A 17,409-nucleotide genomic window follows, 5' to 3' on the forward strand; every position below is an offset into this window, starting at 1 on the left:
AGTTTAGTTTGTTTTTGATTGTCAGAATTTCACGCTTCGCGAACCGTCTGTACATTCCTCTATGGTTACCTTGACGGCATCCTCTGGCAGCACGTCCTCTATCAGCTCCGGCCACTCTATGAAGCAGAGTGCTCCACTGTAGAAATAGTCCTCGTAGCCCATGTCATAGACCTCCTCGAGCTTCTTTATGCGGTAGAAGTCGAAATGGTAGATGGTCTTCTGTGGCGCTTCATACTCGTTCACAATGGCAAACGTGGGCGAGGTTATTACATCCTCTACTCCCAGCTCTTCGCAGATGGCTTTGACAAAGGTTGTCTTGCCTGCCCCCATCTTTCCGTAGAAAGCAAAGACGGTGTTTTCTCCAATGTTGTCTATGAATTCGCGCGCAGCCTCGCGTATATTGTCTAAGTTCTGAATCTTTATTTCCATATTCTTTATTATTATGGTGCAAAAGTACTATTTTTTTTTAGACATAGTGGCAGTTTTGGCGTTTTTCTTCATCTTTATTTGCTAATACTTTTGGTAGAAAACGTTTTTTTTAGTATTTTTGTCGAGGAAATGAATAATAATAACTAAAACCCTATTACGATTATGGTTGATGCATTGATAGATAAGACTAATGAGTATGCACTCATGCACGTTGCCGATGAGGCGAAGATAGAAGCTGAGAAGCAAAAGTTCGTGGGCCGTGTTGACTTTGAACAGGAGCTGTTCCAGCGTGTTGACGAGCACCAGTGTCCCCAGCTTGTTTATGCTCATGCAGGCTTCGGAAAGACAGCTTTCCTGTGCGACTGCTATTCCATGTTTGACGCCCCCGATGAAGATAGCTTCGTTCCTTTCATCCATTTCACTCGCTGTGGTGACACTCCTGAGCTGATGGTGAAGAAATGGCTTGCCGATCCTCGCATAGATGGTGGCAAGTACTACGCCTTTGATGAAAAGGTTGACTTCGAAGAGCTCATTGGCGAGCTGAAGACTACTGTTGCTGCCATGAACAAACAACCCATACTGTTTATCGATGACCTCCATCTCATGACCGATGTCTATAAGATTATTGGCAGCAGCCTCTGGCATCAAGGCGTGATGGTTGTGGCTACATGTGAGCGCGAGCTGATGAACCTCTTCGACGGATGGAGCGTTGCCGATGTTGTTCAGCTGCCTGGCGTTACTGATGATGAGGCTCGCGAGATAATGGAAAATCTGCTCGACAATGCTGATGCGTCACTTCCTGACAGCGTCATCGACCAGCTCCTTGCTGTCGAGCGCAATGACTATAAGAGTTGTTGTTCGCCTCTGTGGGATGCGCTTGTAGTCCGTCGCCTCACTAACCTAAGCGCTGACGATAATCAGCAGGCTTTGGCTGACGAGATTACACAAAGTGTGTTCTATCCAGAGCAGGCCTTCGGAATGATTATCGAGAGCGGAGTGTGTGAACTCCATTCAGGCTTCTTCTGGACCATGCTTAAGATTATGGCTGCCTCAGAACATGGTGTGCGCCAGCAGGATCTGCAGCACATGGCAGGCAACGCGTGGAACCAGCAAGTGTTCGACGAGTGCATAGAGTGGTTGGGCGAACTCCTCACCATAGACGAGACCACGGGCGTCATCGACTTCTCTTACTGGAGCTTCCGCGATGCCATGCGCCGTGTTGAGCGCGATGATAACGACAAGATGGGCGAATACTATTCCACATTCTTCTATCATCTTGCCGAGACGCTTCAGAAAGATGCTGCCGATGAATATGCATGCCGTGAGATGGCGTCGCTCGCCATGAAGATGCCTGACGAGAAAATCCTTAAAGGAGCGCTCAACTCCGTGTGGGCACCCATCTGGAGCTACCTCGTGAGGGCTTCCGTTGACATGTCTGTCGTCAATCCGAAAATGTTCTCACAGTGGCTTGGCGAGGCCCACAAGGTGAACCAGCGCAACACCATGACGCTGCTCCTCGATGTCGCTATGACCCTTGCCTATGGTGGCAATCGTAAGCTGGCAGCAGCTTATGTGGGGCTGTTCGATAAGGACTTTGCCAACGATATTACTGAGGCACGCCGCTTCGTCTATAATCAGGACTCGTGGCTGTCTGAGAAGTCTGAGCATACCATTGAACTGCTCAAGTGGGCAGGCTTCATGGGCTATGCCTCTGACGACTATCTCAGCAGCATTATCCTTGAGATGGCGGGCGACAATGCTGCCACGCTTATCGACCATGATGAGGAGAACCAGCGCTATCTCGCCATAGCCCAGATGGTGGGCATAGCCATGCAGCGCAGCAGTGGCGAGGATGTCCAGCTTCAAGGCGAAGACCTCACGCGCTATAATGTCAATGAGCTCGTTGACTATGCCGAGGTGATGCTCTATAGTCGTCGTGCTCCAGAGCTGGCACAGGAGGCGCTCGACGCGTTTGCCATGAGGAAAGAGTCAGAGGAAACCACTCTTGACTCTGAGATACGTGCCAACACCATGCGCTGCATCTTGGCGTTACAGCAGGGCGATGCTGAAACCGTCATAGGCTATTACGACGAGCTCCAGCCCCTGTTGAAGCAGATGCCCGACGAGAAGACAGCCCTCTCTGCCAATGCCTATCTGCTGCTGTGGAACATCGTGCGTCGCAAGCTTACCACTGACAAATTGCATCTGCGTGCTGAAGAGGCGCGCCAGACGTTCTACTCCGTGCTGAGAATCTATCGCCACCATGAGGTGGAGTGCAGTCAGCTGCTCCAGCTCTGTTTCTACAACCTCTGTAGCGTGGCTGACCATGTGATGGACAATATCCTCTATCGTGGTGAGTTCGACATTGCGAAGAAACTTGTCGATGACCTGCAGAAAGCCATCATCGATATGAAGCGCTGCGACTGCAACAGCGCCATCTCCATCACAGGCTTCTCGCTGGCCTACGGTGTGCTGTCTAACTACTATGAGCAGGGTGGGGACGTGGAGACAGCGTTCTCATATCGCAAGCAGCATGAGTTCATGGCCTATTTCTGTTACCTGCGTTATGGAGGCTGTCATAGAGAGGTGGTGCGTCGATATGCTGTGGCTCTCGACGAGTCAGGACGCATGGCCTATCGCTTCTTCCAGCGCCCAGACCATGCGCAGGTGGGCATCAAGGCAGCAAGGATGGTCTTCGAAGACCTGTTCAATGGTGAGCCCACACGCGAGAGCGCCAAAGACCTTCTTGCCTGCACCTATAACTACATGCAGACACTCAGGGCGTCAAAGCTCTATGAAGACGAGATAAAGGCAGCCGAACAAGCCTTTGACCTGTTGGCTGCCCATCCTGATGTGGAGCCCGATCGCCGCATGCTTTGCATCATGAAAGACGACATTGCCGATGTGTGCGACCTTCAGGGCGACACTGAGCGTGCCCTTGCCTTGTTTGAAGAGATAGCCTACGACTTCCAGGACATGCTCGACCGTGACCCTCGCAACGAGAACCTCATGCGCTCTTTGGTCATCAATCGTGTGCGCTGGGCCCGTGTGCTCACCATGAAGTGTGGCAAGGCAGCAATGGCGCGCGACATGCTCCTCGACTGTGAGGACATCCTCAAGCGTGCTCAGCGTCTCGCTCCCGACTCCGTGAAGCTTCGCGACATCCTCTTCCACTACTACGATGCCCGCCTCCATGTGGCCAAGGCCCTTGGCGACGAAGAGGAGGCTGCCGACATGCAGTCCAGACTCCAGGCTCTTTGACTAAAGACTACAGACTTTAGACTATAGACTACAGACTTTAGACTTCAGATAATTTTTCTAATGCTCTTCTAACTCATCCCCCTTCCCTCGAGAGGGGAAGGGGTGGGTCTTACATGCAGCTCTGCACTCCGAGACTTGTTGCTATCGCGGTAAGTATCGCCGCAATTGTCTGCAACACAAATTTCCACGTTTCGTTCTTCATAGCTTTCAAGATTATTAGATTAAAAATTTTTAGTTTCTGTAGTTTTTTTCGACCACAGATTTCAGATTACACTGATTTTGTTGTCTATTACAGCGGCTAAGCCGCGATTATTTTTGATTTCACAGATTGCTTGCGCAGCTAATCACAACTTTAGTTGCTGTAATCGAAATCAAATCCCATCATAGTGCGCAGCTAAAATCTGTGAAATCTGTGGTGAATGAACCATTGTTTTCTAACGCTCTTTCTAACTCATCCCCCTCCCCTCGGGCGCTCGGCGCTTGCGACGCTTGGCTCGTCCAAGAATGGAAGGGGGTGGTTTTTAGGTTTTAAGGCTCTTCCTCCACTGCCCCTGGGTTCGGTGTCTCATTGCTGTTGCCACTTGCGCTTCCGTCGACCAGATATCCGCCCTCGAGACCGATCTTCGTGGTGAGCGTGTTGCTCTGTCGCATCACCCTTGCGGTGTAGATGCTGTTCTTGCTCTGGTCGGCGAGGAACTTCACGCCAATGCGGGTGATGTTCTTCGAGATGTCGAAGTCTTCGGAGCTGTCCGCGCCTGTGGAGCTGGCGCCGAGGTAGAGCGTGCCTATGCCGTCGAGCTTCACCTTGTAGCCCTCTGCCAGCTGCTCTGCTATGCAGTGCATCAGCTTGCGGGTCACGCCCAGCACCACGTCGTCGGTGTACACAGAGCCGTGCTTCATGATGTGGTTTGCCAGCTCATCGGTGCCCATTATGCCGCGGTGGAGCACCTTGCCATACCACTTGCCGTAACACTTTGTCAGCTTCTCGTTTGTGTTCTGATACTTCTTAATTGTAATTGTTCCCATAGTTTTTAATAGTTTAAAAGTTTAAGTTGTTTAATGGTTTAAAGGTTTAAAGGTTTAAGTTGTTTAAGTAGTTTGAGTTCTCTCGTGAGCGTTCTTCCTGATTGCTGGCGGTGTTTTTCCTGTTCGCCGCGTGCGTTCTTTCTAAACGCTCTTGTGTGTCATTGTGATGCATCCTAAACACAGTACAAAGGTACGACATTTTTCTTGGGGCACCTAATTTCGGTATAGCGTAACCTGTAAAAATCTGTTAAAGGGAGACGTAGCTCGCGAATAGTGACAATGACATCGTGACAACGTGACATTAAGGAATATCATGATACGCAAAACTATGGTTAGTAATAATATATAATATTTATATTATATATTATTACTATATATTCTTTCTTTCAATTTATCACTCTTAACCCTACTACATATTGAATATCCTTAATGTCACGATGTCATCTTGTCATCATGTCATTCAATTGTATTTGTACTCCCCTAGAAAAAGTTGAATGGTTGTGCAAAGACTATGGCGAATGGCTAATTCAGTGATTTTATTAATTAATGTGTATTTTCTGAATTAAATCATTTTATTCTCAAGAAATCTTCGTATCTTTGCAAACTAAAGAATTGAGCATATGCACGCCATTGATATAAAAGAGGATTATCTGCTCGGGTTGGGAAACGGCATACTTGACATGCTGCTTCTTGACCGCACCACAGGTGAGAACATCATCTGGGCAACGGATGACTATGCCTCGATGGGCGATGCCTATACATTCTTCCAGCATATAACGCCTGAGTTAATTACAGGAGAACACAAGAATTTAATTCAGCCACGTAAAAAGAGTATTCATGAGTATGACAAAATACAGTGATTTTATAAAACAAGGGAATGATGTCTGCTATAATGGGGTGAAGGTTATGGTAGATGAGGTGCTTGACTGTACTTTTGAAGAAATACCTACAAAAGAAGAGTTGGACGAAACCCCTAATCTCTTTTATGCTGGTATAGTTTATGAAGATCAGAGTGTAGAAACGGTATCCATAACAAAACTCGTTCCACTAAGGCACGTCACAGAATTAACAGAAAAGGAATTGATAAAACTGAAAAAGCAAATACATCCTGGCAGTTTCTTCTTTGGGGATTACGAGAACACTCTTGGTATTGAAAGAAAAGAAATCTCCGATGTATGCGATTGTTACATTGAGGCTCTTGAAAGTGAAAGCCAATATGAATGGCTAACAAAGGATACACCAGAGAATTTTGCAGAATATTGCAAGGATTATTATTGTTGTTCGTAGAAAAGATGTAATTTTGTAGCCAAGATGTCAATTGCAAGAAAGAATATAAAGCAACAACCTCAACAATTGGACCTATTCCAACTGCAACAGGAATATCCTAAGGAGATAGTCCAGAATCTGAGTCAAGAAATTGATTTGGAAGACTTGGATGTTTCTAAGAACGTACTTATTTGCAACGTCAAAAAGGACAATACCAGACATTTTCTAAATGGTACAGCCAAGATTTACTATACAGGCAAGAAGTTTCCATCGACAATAGCTCTTAACAAGCTATATTATTTCATGCCGTATTTTGGTGAGAAATGCGGTCTTGGATTTACAGGTATTCGCGATTTGTATTTGATTAAAATTGCTCGTATTGGGACTCGAAAAGAGGGCGAGCCCGAGAACGACCCAAGCGATTTGCGAATAGTTTTTGAATTACAGTTTGTAAAACGTCTGTATAACCAATATCAACCGCACCGCCTAAATATCTGGGAAACCTTTACAGATACAACTCTGGCAGCTCTGAATGCGGCCAACAACCATCAAGACGCAGAAACTAATGACCCTATTGTGTTTAACGAGGGTGATGTGAGGCTTCAGGAAGGCAAATTAACACATATTGACTGTTTTGCCGGACCTGGGGGTATTTGTACAGGATTGCATGCTGCAGGTTTGCAGACGTTAGTCGCTATTGAATATATAAAGAGCTGTTGCGAAACTTACTCTGCCAATCACCCCGAAGTGCATGTTATCCATTCTGATATACGAGAAGTAACAGAAAAACAAATTCTACCGTTTATTCCTGCTAATGGTGTGGATTTGGTTACATCGGGCATGCCGTGTGAAACCTTCTCAACGGCAGGCAACACTTCACGTTCCTTCTATGACGATCGACAGTTTTTGTACCGTGAAGGTATTAGGGTTGCACAAATCGCCAACGCTAAAATGATTCTTTTCGAAAATGTTCCTGCTATTACCTCAAAACGAGAAGCAAAACAATCAGGAGAATTGATTGTTGACATTTTGAAAAGAGAATTAAGGGAAGCTGGATATGGCAATTATATTGAAGTGGTTTTGGATTCCACAAAATACGGAGTTCCACCACTACTGTCCGGTTAAATTTCACCAAAGCGAAAGTTGGCGGTCATCTTCCGGATTTTGATTAATAATTGGTTTGTCAAAAAGTTCATTCAGCGGAGTCCTCTCAAAGAGAACTTGGCCGATGACATTAGAGAATATGTAAAGATTTTGTTCGATATGATACATCTTCAGAGCAATAATAAGCAGCAGGTAGTCACAGATGGCAATCCATATCTGTGTGAAGACTGCGTTTTGGGACGTCCCATAGAACGTCTTGATGTGCAGGTGCTGCTTGATCCATTTGAAGAACGTTTCGATAGTCCAGCGCTCTCGGTACAGTTCCGCAATGGTAATTGCTTCAAGGGTGAAGTCATTCGTCAGGAATCGATACACTACGTTCTGCGCAAAGTCCTCATAGACGACCAGACGCAACAAATCAGGGTACTTCTTGGCTGTAAAGAGACCAGTAAGACTGATGGACTCGTCAGAGATGACGCCAGTCTGCCTGTCAACCTCTCTTGCCTCGAATACGGAATATTTCATGTTGTCCTTTGCTCTGGTTACAAAGTAAGCCTTCTGCTGTTGGAAGAGACGGAACAGACGGTCAAAGTCCACATAGCCTTTATCCATCAGATAGTAAGCCCCTGCTTCTACAGGCAAGCTGTCCATAGCCTGAGTATCATGCACATTGCCAGGAGTAAGCATGATGAAGTTGGGTATGTTGTTCTTTACATCAATCAAAGTGTGCATCTTGAAAGCACCTTTGTCATGATGGAACTTCGCCCATGGACAGAGATGCAGACACAGGTTGATGGTACTGCTGTCAAAGGCATACACCATATTGTCAATTCCCAACCGATAGTATTCATCTTTATACAGGACTTTAGCCCTCTCGACAAGTACCATTGCGTAGTCCTGATAGATACGCCAGTCCTTCTTCTCGTTCATGTCGGCGAGAGTGGACTTGGGCATCACCTTCAGACCGGCATGATACAACTTGGAGTTGAAAGCAGTCAACTGAGCCTCTATGCTACGAAGGCTTGCGCTGCTGGTCAGCTGAGCATAACTCATGACAAGGAACTGGTCACGGCAAGTGAATCGTCTTGCATGAAAATCCCCTCTATATCTGTCAATACATTTCCTGAGCTCGTAGTCAGGGATGAGAGACATCAGTTGCGAGAATACAGTATTTCCGGCATTCATATCCTGTGCTATCTTATATATGAGACAGTACAAAGATAAAAAATCAAATCGGAAAATTTTTAAATCGCTGTATCTCATTGAAATTTAAACATTTAATTAACGTTCGGAAAAATTTAACCGGACACTAGTGGAGTTCCACAGAAAAGAAATCGCTTTTTTATCCTTGCCTGTCGTTTCCCAGAATGGAGGCTTCAGCCACCAACTCCAACATTAGGTTCTGTTGTAACAGTAAAAGACGCTTTAGCCGGGTTACCCAATGTAATCGCCAATAGCAACCAAGAAGGTAAAAAATACACAGACGAGCATTCTGATTATGAGCAGTTGATGCGTGATGATGCTTTCTGGGATAGAGAGACTATGACATCGCAGGACATATTGAACCACATGCCAATGAAACATCGTGCATGCACCTTGCAACGTTTTGCTTTACTCAATCAGGGAGAGAGCCTGAAAAACTTGTTCGACCGCTATAAGGGCGAAGAGCGTGAACGATTACAGAAAGAACGCATCTTGCCTAAGAAAATGTTTATCAAGCGTAACTATCGCTTAATACCAAATGAACCATCTCCTACAGTCACCAGTCATTGCCTGGACGAATTTGTGCATCCAGACTACGATCGTGCTTTGACGGTTCGTGAATGTGCTCGACTGCAATCTTTCCCCGACTCTTATAATTTCGCAGGTGGGCCATATATCGTTCCTCACATTGATAGAACTGTGCAGGACAAGTATGAGCAAATCGGCGATGCTGTCCCCCCATTGCTGGCCTATGCTTGGGGGAGAAAAATAAAGGAACTTTTTGAAACAAATGATTAAACAAGTATGGAGAATAAGTATTACAATTATTGTCTGACTACATATCAGAACGAATACTCACGATGTTTTGACGAGTTGAAGGCGAACCATAAAAATGGTTCAATATCCGAAAAGCTATCTGAAGAGTTTGATCGCGAAGCTCAAAAATCGGCTATTCGCATTTCAATCACCAAAGCTTTGCGTAAATATCCAGACGAACCCGTTGCAGAATTGTGGAGTGCTATTTACCGAGCGCACTTGTTCCGTAAATCTGGCATATCTGATCTTGAAACAATCAGTAAAGTCATTAGTGCAGATCAGAGCTGGAAGAAATCAAGCGGCCATGCTTTCGAGGAAATGGTCAAGGAACTTGCATCGCTTGCTTTGTATGGCACTGGGGTTGAAATCATCTTGCAGCGTGACTTGAACACGCTCATTAAAGCTAACGAGCTGGCTAATGAGCCGCGTGATATCAGTTGGCTTAAGGAGCAGATAAAAGCCAACATCTTTGATTTGTATGGCATACTCACAATAGAGGATAAAAAGTACTGTTTCGGCTGTGTACAGGCTAAGACAAGTATCCGTGACCGTGTAACACGCGACCGTGAGCCTTCTATTCATGCCATGCAGTCATTCTTTTGGAGTGTAGCACTACTGTCCGGTTAAATTTCACCAAAGCGAAAGTTGGCGGTCATCTTCCGGATTTTGATTAATAATTGGTTTGTCAAAAAGTTCATTCAGCGGAGTCCTCTCAAAGAGAACTTGGCCGATGACATTAGAGAATATGTAAAGATTTTGTTCGATATGATACATCTTCAGAGCAATAATAAGCAGCAGGTAGTCACAGATGGCAATCCATATCTGTGTGAAGACTGCGTTTTGGGACGTCCCATAGAACGTCTTGATGTGCAGGTGCTGCTTGATCCATTTGAAGAACGTTTCGATAGTCCAGCGCTCTCGGTACAGTTCCGCAATGGTAATTGCTTCAAGGGTGAAGTCATTCGTCAGGAATCGATACACTACGTTCTGCGCAAAGTCCTCATAGACGACCAGACGCAACAAATCAGGGTACTTCTTGGCTGTAAAGAGACCAGTAAGACTGATGGACTCGTCAGAGATGACGCCAGTCTGCCTGTCAACCTCTCTTGCCTCGAATACGGAATATTTCATGTTGTCCTTTGCTCTGGTTACAAAGTAAGCCTTCTGCTGTTGGAAGAGACGGAACAGACGGTCAAAGTCCACATAGCCTTTATCCATCAGATAGTAAGCCCCTGCTTCTACAGGCAAGCTGTCCATAGCCTGAGTATCATGCACATTGCCAGGAGTAAGCATGATGAAGTTGGGTATGTTGTTCTTTACATCAATCAAAGTGTGCATCTTGAAAGCACCTTTGTCATGATGGAACTTCGCCCATGGACAGAGATGCAGACACAGGTTGATGGTACTGCTGTCAAAGGCATACACCATATTGTCAATTCCCAACCGATAGTATTCATCTTTATACAGGACTTTAGCCCTCTCGACAAGTACCATTGCGTAGTCCTGATAGATACGCCAGTCCTTCTTCTCGTTCATGTCGGCGAGAGTGGACTTGGGCATCACCTTCAGACCGGCATGATACAACTTGGAGTTGAAAGCAGTCAACTGAGCCTCTATGCTACGAAGGCTTGCGCTGCTGGTCAGCTGAGCATAACTCATGACAAGGAACTGGTCACGGCAAGTGAATCGTCTTGCATGAAAATCCCCTCTATATCTGTCAATACATTTCCTGAGCTCGTAGTCAGGGATGAGAGACATCAGTTGCGAGAATACAGTATTTCCGGCATTCATATCCTGTGCTATCTTATATATGAGACAGTACAAAGATAAAAAATCAAATCGGAAAATTTTTAAATCGCTGTATCTCATTGAAATTTAAACATTTAATTAACGTTCGGAAAAATTTAACCGGACACTAGTGGGAGTGTAGTATTTGTTCTTGACGGTGATTTCCTACGTCTGCCCAAGTTCGTAAGCATGATTAACGGTGGCTCTGAGGAGTTCCGTGAAAATGGTTGGCACGGCATGTATGTATTATCAGTCAAAGAAACCAACCAGCGTATTTATCCGCTCGGTATGGACTTTGAGATATTTAAGAATCACGCTTTACAAGCAGCTGAACAATGGCAGAAACGCCGCCAGTGGTTTGATAGCAAATGGATAGCTACGGAAGTATAAGGAAACAACATTATGGCATCATTTGCATTATTCAATTTCGAGTTTGAACCCATTCAGAATAAACTCCGTCAGGCAGAACTGAAAGGGATGGAGTCGGTGCTGATGTCGGCAAGCGAGGCATTCCCACGAAAACAGGAGATATTCGGCAACATTCTGCTGAAGGACTTTAAGAAGGAGAAGATAGAAGACATAATCCATTTTAAAAATGGGGAAGGACCCAAAGAATATATTCATCGCCATCTAATGCCGCCTACGGATGATATCGTCATTATGCGCGTAGCCAACCGCAAGCATCTTCAGATTGTTGACGAGAACTTGAAACCAAAGCATGTGGATGACTATCAGAACTGCATTGTAATGATTGACAATCGTGACGGTGTCCAGCGTATTCTGATAGAGAATAAGAAAGCGGCTTTCCGTGACGTAAAACAGGTGTCTGGTATTCTGGAATATACGTTCAATAAGCTACTGGCAAGATATAGTCTGATGATTAAACTCAACCATCTGAAAAACCCGCAAACGTTCTGGCATGTTGCCAACGATAAGCGTTCTTATCCCAAGGGTTTTTACAGGATGTTGTTCAAGTTGCCATACCCAAACCTTGAACGTCTTCGTAAGGTTTATGACCGTTTGTTTTCACAGGCTCAACAGAGTTTCAACTGCCGTCTTGACATGAACTTTACCAGTCCTAACGGTGAAGTGCGCCTCGATGAGAATGACCCATATCAGAAGGAGGCCATCGATTGGTTCTTGAAGGATGCGGGTGGTGATGTTGTCCTTTATTCAAACGTGGCAAAGAAACACCCCATTCCTGTTGGAAAGGATTCTTTCCGAGCCATCACAGTCAGTTCAACCACTATTCAGCGTGTTACAGAAGATGCGGTGAACAATGACCTTTTTGGCAGTGCAGCTTTTGATGAGGTGAAAGAAAAACTGAAAACCGGCATAGAACCCTAATGGTAAAGATTCTCACAACTGAAGAGCAGCGTAGCTTACACCATCGTTACAAACAGAACGACTTATACCGACAATGGGCACCTATATTGGCTCTACTGCAACGTAAAAATGGTGAAATGGATGCTGCTACTATCTGGTTCTTAGCAGAGAAGCAGGTTGTGAGGCTGCGCGAAGAACTAAGTTATCGCGAGCAGGAAATATCACCAATATTCAATGAATTGATAGAAGATTGCAGGATGCTTACAGCAAAGGACTCAAAGGTTATCCAGCGCTCAGATGCTGAAGCTCAGCGTTCTGCGATTACGGTGATGTGTGTTGTACTGACCATGTTGATGAACGCCGTAGAGAAAGGGCACGAAGAAGAAAGTTTTGACAACGAGCCAATGTGTATGGCTATCATGGATATATTGGCTGAAAATGTTTTCTTTCAACAGTTGATGAATTTATTCTTTTCCCGCAATACTGGTTACGATGGAAAGAAAGTAATAATTACACCCTCTGACCCAATGGTAAATGATGACCCGATGGTCAATATGGACGAAATTGCCAAAGAAGAAGTTGAGCAAATAGTCAATCGGGTAAGCCAATTGACGAGCGGGTTAAAAGCAATTCTTAAATCAGGCCATTGGGAGCACTGGATATCAGTATGGCGAGACATCTGTAATAACTCAGAATTAATAACGATTCTCAAACAGACCAACAGACCTCGTGGTAGTGAATGGCCTGTGAATGAGAAGATGGTTTTCAATGTTTTGGGTATCTTTATTGAGGCTTTTGAATATAAGAACTTCGTGAGTACGGCCAGCAAAGCATTAACGAACAAGAGTAGCGGAAGAGATTATATTGCGAATCATGGTCATAAATATGGCAACTCTACTGAGCTGAGTACACAAGAGATTCACGAAAGAGTCGAAAGAATTGTAAAGAGTAAGGTTAAAAGCTGATTTTATCTACTGAACCTGTTTTTCATCTAACGCTGATAGAACCAAAAGGTTTTGTCAGCGTTTTCTAATTGTTTGATTTTCAGCTGCTAAAATGCTGACAAAGAATTGCCAAAAAGGACATCCTTAGAACATCTTAGCTATCCTCTTAAATGCTTTCCCATATCAGGAGAAGGCAGTAATTTCGCGTCCATAAAAGCGTGCCCTTGAAATTTTTGAGCGGCAGCTGTAAATTGCAGATGATAAAAATCGAGTCGGTAAACCTCATGAGGTATTTCCCTCGATATATAAGATAACAATTTAAATGGTCGCATAAGGAGGCGACCCGTTGAGTGAACGAGCGAAGGAAGTCTTGCAAGTGAAATAGGTACCATTCTGGAACTTCTTCCTAACAAACTCAACAAAATGAAGATTTTATTAGAGAAAGGTGACAGCGAAGAACAAATAAAGATGGCTGAGGCTCTGCTGGCTAACAAGTTGGTAAGTGCCATTGAGACCGTGACCTACAAGTGTCAGAAGGTGTATAAGAGCGACGATGAGGTGGCTAAGGCAGTCATCGATGTTGCCGGCAGCTTCGGAGTATGCACTCAATGGGCTGCTGTATACAGAATATTGGTGGACTTTTGCGGATGGGACAGCGACGTGGCAAAGTTTACGAAGCAAATGAACACATTATTAAAAGAGGTACGTATGAGTCATTGTTGTACTTATCAGTCGATTCAGAAGCCGCTGGCTCAAAACAGCATCTTGAGAAAGAACTTTCAGGAGTGGAAAAAGTATCGTGTACCGCAAGGCGACCGCGTATTTCCGAGACAGATGTTCATTGCAGAAAATCTACTGAAACGACTTTCAATTAGTGCCTAAATATACGATTGCGAGGTGAAACATACTATCTCAAAGTCATGAAATACAAAGTATTGACATTATATATACTTTTGCATCGTCACTCGACCACTAAAGGCGTTGACAACGATTATTATGACTACAAAGTTATTAAAAGTAGTGGCCCAGACCGAACCGGTCTACGTGCCAAGTAAGAAATCCGACAACGGCCAGCTGGCCAAGTCGATGATCAGGCTCAAGGAGCTTGGTGGTGACTACGAGGACGAATACATCTGTGCGATGTTCGGAAACCTCGCTCTCTGTAAGTTTGCTGTGGGTAAGACCGTTATTGCTTCGCTGCGCTTTCAGACGCACGAACTCAACGGCTCGGTATTCCAAGATGTAGTGGCAAACGATATTCAAAACATCTAATTATTAACCAGGGTTGAAGTCGAGAGGATCAATTGAGCATCACTCTTTTCCGAAGGATGATGTAGGCGCCTTTCTCAAACACTTCTTCTCGCAACACTCAACCCAACAATGACAAAGAAGAATCTTCATTTTCAGCAAATTCTTGCTAACGAAGTAAGTATGGACACTCAGACAAAGTTCCACGTAAACGGCGACGTCAACATCTTTCCTTGCGGATGGGTGGACGAACAGGTGACTAACGGCGGTGTACGCCTGACAAGAGGCCGCATGGCTATCGAGGAGGACGGTACAAGCCACTACAAGGCCTATCGCACGAATACGGGACCGAAGCGTGAACTGCTGTTTGAGACCCGCCACGCAGCTGTGGAGATGACGCGCCCAATCTATCGCACCGACAACCACAAGCGCAGACTCGACATGGAGTATGTCTATGTGACGTTCAAGTTCCCCAAGAAACTCGGACTGGCGCTGATGAAGTCGCTCTATGCGGAGGAAGCCGACGAGGTGATGGCATATCTTAAGACAAGGAAGGAGGAAACTTTATGGGAAGATTAATAGCACTCAATCACCGTAGAAACAAGGAGCAGAACAGGGCATTCATCATGGAATGCCCGCTACCTGACTACGATGCCTTGACACGTGAGGAGCGTCTCGTCAACCTGGCCAAGCGCATCAGCGATGCCACCAACGATGAGGAGCAGCGCCGACTGAAAGGCTATCTGCCATTCCGCTGTCCTCACTACACGAAGTTCAAAGAGAACTATCGCGACCGCGAACATATAGATCCTGAGAGTTTCACTTGGCAGACATGTGTGGATATTGATGACCCTGCGTTGGTGGAGCACGCCAACATGATGTCTGAGAAGCTGGACGTGCAGATTGGCGGTGAGTGGCAGGGCATGATGCTACATAAGGACTATTCGGCTCGCCGAAAGTTGCACATCGATATTCGTCTGCCGATGGGTATGACGGTGCCTGAGGCGCAACGTGCCTATTGCAAGGCGCTGAGTACGGACAGCATGACTATCGTGGCCGACACATCATGCTTTACGCCTGAGAGGTTCATCTATATTACCCCTGCCGACTATGAGATTTATCGTGCTGACGGGTGGTATGAGCAGCTTTCTGAAGAAGAGATTGCTATGCGTAGGAAGGCTTATACGGATAGAGGTTTGAGCATTGACGGGCGTACCGAGGATGGTTCATATTTTGACCCAGGCGATGACACACCGACACCTTCGCCTGTGGCACCAACTATTATTCCGTTGGCTCCTGCCGAGAATGCTGTGGTCAATGAAAGGAAGTATCCGCAGGACTTCAAAGGGGTGACCTATACCGACATTATCCGCGAGTACTGGCGCAGGACAGGCGGCGAACCCAGCGAGGGTGAACGCAACAAGCGCCTGCATCAGTTGGCGGCTAATCTGAGGGCTATCACCGACAATAACGAGGAGTGGCTGCTGGAGGTGATGCCTCGATACGGATTGTCTGCTCAGGAAATGAGAGGCATTATCCACTCAGCCTGCAAAGAGCCAACGAAAGGCTCGCGACTGATAGATCAGATTGTTGAGAGTGAAGAGTTAAGAATGAAGAATGAAGAATTTCTTGCCGAGCAAGCGTCCAAAGGCCGAGCGGCTACCGCCATTGATGAATCCGATGATGGGAGCGCGGAAGCAAACTCTAAACTCTACACTCTCCGTTCTAAACTTCCGATAGGATTAAAAGAGAGTCTTGTGGGTGTGCCCGTGGCAATGCACATGCCTGTGCTGTGTTCGTTGATGCCGTTGGCGGCTGCATATGCCGACCAGGTGGAGGTGCGCTATTGCGACGGCGAGATGCAGAAGTTGGGTATGATGTCGATTATCTACGGCGAACAGGCATCAGGTAAGTCGGTCTGTAAACATGCCGTTAACATCTGGAAACGTCAGTTGGACGATGAGGATGCCTTGGCTCGTAAGCGTGAAGACGAGTGGAAGGAGCGCAAGAAGAGTCGCAAGGCCAACGAGAAGGCTCCTGAAGACCCGAAGGTGCTGATTCGTGTGGTGCCAGTGACGGTGAGCTGTTCTACGCTGTTGAAGCGACTGAAGAATGCCAACGGTCATACACTCTTCTCGTTTGGCGAGGAGCTGGACACGCTGCGCAAGACTAATGGTGCTGGCTCGTGGTCGTCGAAATACGACATCTATCGCCTGGCATTTGACCCTATAGACTCTGAATGGGGGCAGGACTACAATAGCGACCAGGCTGAGTCGGGAGTGGTAAAAGTGGCGTATAACTGGTCGATGCTGGGTACCAGTGGGGCTGTCAGAAAGTGCTTTAAGTCAGACAACGTAGAAAATGGTCTTTCCAGCCGTATCCTGCTGGCTGAGATGCCCGACACCTCGTTTGCCAAGATGCCTCGCTATGGACGTCGTACGATGGACGATGAATCGAAGATTCAGGAGGCCGTCACCAGATTGCGCTCGTACAGCGGCTATGTGGACACACCACGTCTCCGTAAGGCCATCGACCAATGGGTGGAAGAGCAGCGCGTAGTGGCTTTGAAAGACATTGACCACGTAAAGGATACCTATCGCCGTCGTGCCGCTGTCATCGGCTTTCGCTGTGGGGTTATCTTCCACCTGCTGACGGGTCGCGTGAAGGAAAGCAACGCTTGCTTGGAATTTGCCACCATGATGGCCGACTACTGCCTGAATCAGCAAATCAAGGTGTTTGGCGCCAGCCTGCAAAATCAGTATGTGGATGCCCAGCAAGAGTGTCAGCGCTATGGTGCCAACAACAGCATCTTCGACCAACTGCCGCCTACGTTTACGGCTGATGATTTGGCAGCGCTGAAGCCTGGCAACGTACCACGAAACTCCATCATCAAGATTATCTCGCGTTGGAACCGCGACGGCTGGGTGGTGAAAGTGGACACGAAGCGCTGGAGTAAAACAAAAAGTGACAATGACAAAATGACATCGTGACATTAAGG

17 protein-coding genes and 1 pseudogene are annotated in these 17,409 nt (G+C 46.1%); 13 read left to right on the forward strand and 5 right to left on the reverse strand.

What is annotated here, in order from left to right; genetic code table 11:
• Nucleotides 1–21: 21 nt before the first annotated feature.
• Nucleotides 22–429, reverse strand: a complete 408-nt coding sequence (gene tsaE, locus M1L52_RS10585) for a tRNA (adenosine(37)-N6)-threonylcarbamoyltransferase complex ATPase subunit type 1 TsaE (RefSeq protein ID WP_248614965.1) — start codon at nt 427–429, stop codon at nt 22–24.
• A 162-nt stretch (nt 430–591) separates the two neighbouring features.
• On the opposite strand from tsaE, the gene M1L52_RS10590 reads away from it, so the two are divergent.
• Nucleotides 592–3,690, forward strand: a complete 3,099-nt coding sequence (locus M1L52_RS10590) for a hypothetical protein (RefSeq protein WP_248614966.1) — start codon at nt 592–594, stop codon at nt 3,688–3,690.
• Nucleotides 3,691–3,799: 109 nt separating this feature from the next.
• Here the strand turns inward: M1L52_RS10590 and M1L52_RS10595 are convergent, their stop codons facing one another.
• Both M1L52_RS10595 and M1L52_RS10600 read right to left on the reverse strand, forming a co-directional pair.
• The gene (locus M1L52_RS10595; RefSeq protein WP_248614951.1) at nt 3,800–3,892 is read right to left on the reverse strand and encodes a smalltalk protein; all 93 of its coding nucleotides are present in this window, start codon (nt 3,890–3,892) and stop codon (nt 3,800–3,802) included.
• A gap of 326 nt (nt 3,893–4,218) precedes the next feature.
• The gene (locus tag M1L52_RS10600; protein WP_248614967.1) at nt 4,219–4,716 is read right to left on the reverse strand and encodes a hypothetical protein; all 498 of its coding nucleotides are present in this window, start codon (nt 4,714–4,716) and stop codon (nt 4,219–4,221) included.
• Between the two features lie 620 nt (nt 4,717–5,336).
• On the opposite strand from M1L52_RS10600, the gene M1L52_RS10605 reads away from it, so the two are divergent.
• The 3 genes from M1L52_RS10605 to M1L52_RS10615 are packed head-to-tail and all read left to right on the forward strand — an operon-like array spanning nt 5,337 to nt 7,107.
• A complete protein-coding gene (locus M1L52_RS10605; RefSeq protein WP_248614968.1) occupies nt 5,337–5,576 on the forward strand; it encodes a hypothetical protein in 240 nt (79 codons plus the stop codon).
• Complete coding sequence (locus M1L52_RS10610) at nt 5,560–6,003, forward strand: hypothetical protein (protein WP_248614969.1); 444 nt, start codon at nt 5,560–5,562, stop codon at nt 6,001–6,003. Before M1L52_RS10605 ends, M1L52_RS10610 begins: the two co-directional genes overlap by 17 nt.
• Before the next feature lie 24 nt (nt 6,004–6,027).
• Nucleotides 6,028–7,107, forward strand: coding sequence for a DNA cytosine methyltransferase (locus M1L52_RS10615; RefSeq protein WP_248614970.1), 1,080 nt, complete (start codon nt 6,028–6,030; stop codon nt 7,105–7,107).
• A gap of 3 nt (nt 7,108–7,110) precedes the next feature.
• On the opposite strand, the gene M1L52_RS10620 is transcribed toward M1L52_RS10615, so the two are convergent.
• The gene (locus M1L52_RS10620) at nt 7,111–8,271 is read right to left on the reverse strand and encodes an IS4 family transposase (protein ID WP_317231464.1); all 1,161 of its coding nucleotides are present in this window, start codon (nt 8,269–8,271) and stop codon (nt 7,111–7,113) included.
• Between the two features lie 141 nt (nt 8,272–8,412).
• Here M1L52_RS10620 and M1L52_RS10625 point away from each other — a divergent pair.
• Both M1L52_RS10625 and M1L52_RS10630 read left to right on the forward strand, forming a co-directional pair.
• Nucleotides 8,413–9,087: pseudogene (locus tag M1L52_RS10625) on the forward strand (DNA cytosine methyltransferase); the annotation flags it as partial.
• 336 nt (nt 9,088–9,423) lie between these two features.
• Nucleotides 9,424–9,732 carry a BsaWI family type II restriction enzyme gene (locus M1L52_RS10630; RefSeq protein ID WP_248614971.1) on the forward strand — a complete coding sequence of 103 codons (309 nt, stop codon included), beginning with the start codon at nt 9,424–9,426 and terminating at the stop codon, nt 9,730–9,732.
• 3 nt (nt 9,733–9,735) lie between these two features.
• On the opposite strand, the gene M1L52_RS10635 is transcribed toward M1L52_RS10630, so the two are convergent.
• On the reverse strand, nt 9,736–10,896 hold the full coding sequence (locus tag M1L52_RS10635; protein WP_317231464.1) for an IS4 family transposase: 1,161 nt from the start codon (nt 10,894–10,896) through the stop codon (nt 9,736–9,738).
• A gap of 186 nt (nt 10,897–11,082) precedes the next feature.
• On the opposite strand from M1L52_RS10635, the gene M1L52_RS10640 reads away from it, so the two are divergent.
• The 7 genes from M1L52_RS10640 to M1L52_RS10670 all read left to right on the forward strand — a co-directional run bounded on the left by M1L52_RS10640 (nt 11,083) and on the right by M1L52_RS10670 (nt 17,401).
• A complete protein-coding gene (locus M1L52_RS10640; protein ID WP_248614972.1) occupies nt 11,083–11,283 on the forward strand; it encodes a hypothetical protein in 201 nt (66 codons plus the stop codon).
• Nucleotides 11,284–11,295: 12 nt separating this feature from the next.
• On the forward strand, nt 11,296–12,240 hold the full coding sequence (locus M1L52_RS10645; RefSeq protein WP_248614973.1) for a hypothetical protein: 945 nt from the start codon (nt 11,296–11,298) through the stop codon (nt 12,238–12,240).
• Complete coding sequence (locus M1L52_RS10650) at nt 12,240–13,184, forward strand: hypothetical protein (RefSeq protein WP_248614974.1); 945 nt, start codon at nt 12,240–12,242, stop codon at nt 13,182–13,184. Before M1L52_RS10645 ends, M1L52_RS10650 begins: the two co-directional genes overlap by 1 nt.
• Before the next feature lie 402 nt (nt 13,185–13,586).
• Complete coding sequence (locus tag M1L52_RS10655) at nt 13,587–14,045, forward strand: hypothetical protein (protein ID WP_248614975.1); 459 nt, start codon at nt 13,587–13,589, stop codon at nt 14,043–14,045.
• Nucleotides 14,046–14,207: 162 nt separating this feature from the next.
• Nucleotides 14,208–14,435, forward strand: a complete 228-nt coding sequence (locus M1L52_RS10660; protein WP_248614976.1) for a hypothetical protein — start codon at nt 14,208–14,210, stop codon at nt 14,433–14,435.
• 108 nt (nt 14,436–14,543) lie between these two features.
• Nucleotides 14,544–14,990, forward strand: a complete 447-nt coding sequence (locus tag M1L52_RS10665) for a hypothetical protein (RefSeq protein ID WP_248614977.1) — start codon at nt 14,544–14,546, stop codon at nt 14,988–14,990.
• Nucleotides 14,978–17,401: a YfjI family protein gene (locus M1L52_RS10670; RefSeq protein ID WP_248614978.1), complete on the forward strand. Its 2,424-nt coding sequence runs from the start codon at nt 14,978–14,980 to the stop codon at nt 17,399–17,401. Before M1L52_RS10665 ends, M1L52_RS10670 begins: the two co-directional genes overlap by 13 nt.
• Nucleotides 17,402–17,409 lie beyond the last annotated feature (8 nt).

Origin of the sequence: Prevotella sp. E13-27 (assembly GCF_023217965.1) — a bacterium.
In the GTDB taxonomy this organism is placed as follows: domain Bacteria; phylum Bacteroidota; class Bacteroidia; order Bacteroidales; family Bacteroidaceae; genus Prevotella.

Excerpts from the sequence above, each read along its gene's own strand:
- tsaE (WP_248614965.1), bottom strand. The coding sequence starts at position 429 with ATGGAAATAAAGATTCAGAACTTAGACAATATACGCGAGGCTGCGCGC.
- M1L52_RS10590 (WP_248614966.1), top strand. The coding sequence starts at position 592 with ATGGTTGATGCATTGATAGATAAGACTAATGAGTATGCACTCATGCAC.
- M1L52_RS10595 (WP_248614951.1), bottom strand. The coding sequence starts at position 3,892 with ATGAAGAACGAAACGTGGAAATTTGTGTTGCAGACAATTGCGGCGATA.
- M1L52_RS10600 (WP_248614967.1), bottom strand. The coding sequence starts at position 4,716 with ATGGGAACAATTACAATTAAGAAGTATCAGAACACAAACGAGAAGCTG.
- M1L52_RS10605 (WP_248614968.1), top strand. The coding sequence starts at position 5,337 with ATGCACGCCATTGATATAAAAGAGGATTATCTGCTCGGGTTGGGAAAC.
- M1L52_RS10610 (WP_248614969.1), top strand. The coding sequence starts at position 5,560 with ATGACAAAATACAGTGATTTTATAAAACAAGGGAATGATGTCTGCTAT.
- M1L52_RS10615 (WP_248614970.1), top strand. The coding sequence starts at position 6,028 with ATGTCAATTGCAAGAAAGAATATAAAGCAACAACCTCAACAATTGGAC.
- M1L52_RS10620 (WP_317231464.1), bottom strand. The coding sequence starts at position 8,271 with ATGAATGCCGGAAATACTGTATTCTCGCAACTGATGTCTCTCATCCCT.
- M1L52_RS10630 (WP_248614971.1), top strand. The coding sequence starts at position 9,424 with ATGGTCAAGGAACTTGCATCGCTTGCTTTGTATGGCACTGGGGTTGAA.
- M1L52_RS10635 (WP_317231464.1), bottom strand. The coding sequence starts at position 10,896 with ATGAATGCCGGAAATACTGTATTCTCGCAACTGATGTCTCTCATCCCT.
- M1L52_RS10640 (WP_248614972.1), top strand. The coding sequence starts at position 11,083 with ATGATTAACGGTGGCTCTGAGGAGTTCCGTGAAAATGGTTGGCACGGC.
- M1L52_RS10645 (WP_248614973.1), top strand. The coding sequence starts at position 11,296 with ATGGCATCATTTGCATTATTCAATTTCGAGTTTGAACCCATTCAGAAT.
- M1L52_RS10650 (WP_248614974.1), top strand. The coding sequence starts at position 12,240 with ATGGTAAAGATTCTCACAACTGAAGAGCAGCGTAGCTTACACCATCGT.
- M1L52_RS10655 (WP_248614975.1), top strand. The coding sequence starts at position 13,587 with ATGAAGATTTTATTAGAGAAAGGTGACAGCGAAGAACAAATAAAGATG.
- M1L52_RS10665 (WP_248614977.1), top strand. The coding sequence starts at position 14,544 with ATGACAAAGAAGAATCTTCATTTTCAGCAAATTCTTGCTAACGAAGTA.
- M1L52_RS10670 (WP_248614978.1), top strand. The coding sequence starts at position 14,978 with ATGGGAAGATTAATAGCACTCAATCACCGTAGAAACAAGGAGCAGAAC.